The following is a 2,058-nucleotide window of genomic DNA, read 5'->3' as shown; positions in this document are numbered from 1 at the left end:
CTACCGGTTAACAGCACCACCGCCAGCAGTGCGCCCATTCGCAAATGGCTCAGGTTAATTCCCAGCCCCTGTGCAGTTTCTTCTCCTAGAGCCAGCGTATTGAGGCTGCGGCTCATTCCCAGCGCAATCAATAGCCCCGACAGCGCAAAGGGCAGCAGCGGTAGTGCGTGGTAGAGTTTTCGGCCCTCAATGTTACCGGTCAGCCACAGCATGATTTCACTTTGCGCCGCTTCATTAAGCACCAGTAGGCCGGAAGACCATGAAGAGAGCAACGCGCCAAGTGCAATACCTGCCAATGTCAGACCTAGCGGGCCGGAAGCGGTGCGACTAACGGCGGCCAACAGGAAAATCAGCGCAGCGCTACACAAGCTACCAGCAAAGGCAAACCACATCATTTGCTGCGGTTCGCTTATCCCAAACAGGGTATAGGCTACAACAATGAAGAAACCTGCTCCCGAGGTAATACCTAGCACGCCGGGTGAAGCCAGCCCATTACGGGTGATCCCCTGTGTCAGTACTCCGGCTACGCCAAGACAGGCACCGACCAGCGCGGCAATCACTGCTCTTGGTAAGCGTAAATCGCGGATTACACTTAACGCGTTCACTGTGTCGGTATCGGTTATTGCCATTCCCTGTGCATTGTTTGTGATAGCTTGATAGACCAGCGTACTGTTTAGGCCGGTATAACCAAAACGTAGGCTGGCCAAAAGCAGGGCACCCAGCAGTAGCGAAAGTAGCAAGAGCACTGCAATATTAGGGATATTCGCGCGGTGCATACGCAAGGTCTGAGGAGTAGGGGAAGACAATGCGGGCATATCCTTTAACCTTGTTGTTCTTGTACTGTGCTTGTTGGTAACGTATTTGCCGGTAATAGAGCGTTACGCAGGTCATTTAGCACATAATCGGCCGCCATGATCCCGTAAGATTTATTCCAGGTTTCATGGTTTACTTTATGTACCGCCCCGTTTTTGACGACCGGAAGCTGTTGCCACAATGGTTCTGCAGTCCAGCTACTCTCTGCTGCACTGGCTTTACCGTTACCGGTTTCCATTACAAAGTAGAACAGTTGGTCGGCATTGATTTCCGGAATACGCTCACGGGTTAAGCCTTCAGCAAACCCGTCTTTATCGTGCAGCGGTGGGCGGGCTAGCCCGACACGGCGGATAATGTCAGTAGCAAAAGAGTCATTATAGTAATAACGCGCGCCGGCACTTTGAAAACGCACCACGGCAACTTGCTGTTGGAGTTTTCCCGCAGCTTGCAGATCGTCTGTTAACTGTTTTGCTTTGGCATCCCACACAGCAAGGCGAGCGGCGGCAGCCTCTTGTTGGTTAGCTCCGTTAGCATAGGTCAGCAGATTATCGCGCCATGCGCCCATAAAGGTTTCGCTGAATACGGTGGGTGCAATGGCAGAGAGGTGATCATAAATATTCTCCTGCCGCTGTTTGATCCCGAGGATTAAATCTGGTTTTAGCGCCGCAATCGCTTCGAGATTAACCTGCTCTTCTTCCCCTAAATCGGCTGTGCCCGCATCGTGTAGGGTTTTGCCAAAATGTGAATACCAAACGCCGTTATCTTGACCACTGACCGTCATTGAACGCACTGCACCAACCGGAGTAATGCCCATCGCCAACATCGCTTCGGTTGCTTCATTGGTCAGTGTCACTACGCGGACAGGGTGCGTACTCACCTCTGTTGTGCCCATTGCGTGTTTCACACTGCGCGTAGCTGGCGTTGCCGAGCTTTGCTGGGCGGCACTTGATGCGTCAACCGCGTCTGTTGTGGATGAGGCGTTATCACAACCTGTAAGGGTGAAAACAGAGAGTGCGGTGGCAAGCAGAAGAGTATTACGCATAGACTATCCCGATAAAATGTACGGATACAAGATGTAACCCTGTGTGACCTATTAACGTGAATGATATTAACTATCATTATCAAATGCAAGCCAGTGCCGGTAGAAACGTGCTCTGAGTGCAAATGTTCACTCTATGCAATGGGGTACAGACTTGATATGCGCTTATCCGCTATAAAGAGATAGAGATATAAAGGAATAAAACG

At 51.2% G+C, this 2,058-nt stretch carries 2 protein-coding genes; both read right to left on the bottom strand.

Annotation, left to right across the window (positions count from 1 at the left end):
- Positions 1–806: FecCD family ABC transporter permease (locus ACRC27_RS04225; RefSeq protein ID WP_438639264.1), on the bottom strand; the 806-nt coding region annotated here is incomplete at its 3' end.
- A 14-nt stretch (positions 807–820) separates the two neighbouring features.
- On the bottom strand, positions 821–1,855 hold the full coding sequence (locus ACRC27_RS04220) for an ABC transporter substrate-binding protein (protein ID WP_438629792.1): 1,035 nt from the start codon (positions 1,853–1,855) through the stop codon (positions 821–823).
- Between the last annotated feature and the right edge of the window lie 203 nt (positions 1,856–2,058).

This window comes from Plesiomonas sp. (assembly GCF_051650925.1).
Classification (GTDB): domain Bacteria; phylum Pseudomonadota; class Gammaproteobacteria; order Enterobacterales; family CAMTGL01; genus Plesiomonas.
The sequence above is the reverse complement of the archived record's forward strand: the minus strand, read 5'-3'. Positions and strand labels throughout refer to the sequence as shown.

Excerpts from the sequence above, each read along its gene's own strand:
- ACRC27_RS04220 (WP_438629792.1), bottom strand. The coding sequence starts at position 1,855 with ATGCGTAATACTCTTCTGCTTGCCACCGCACTCTCTGTTTTCACCCTT.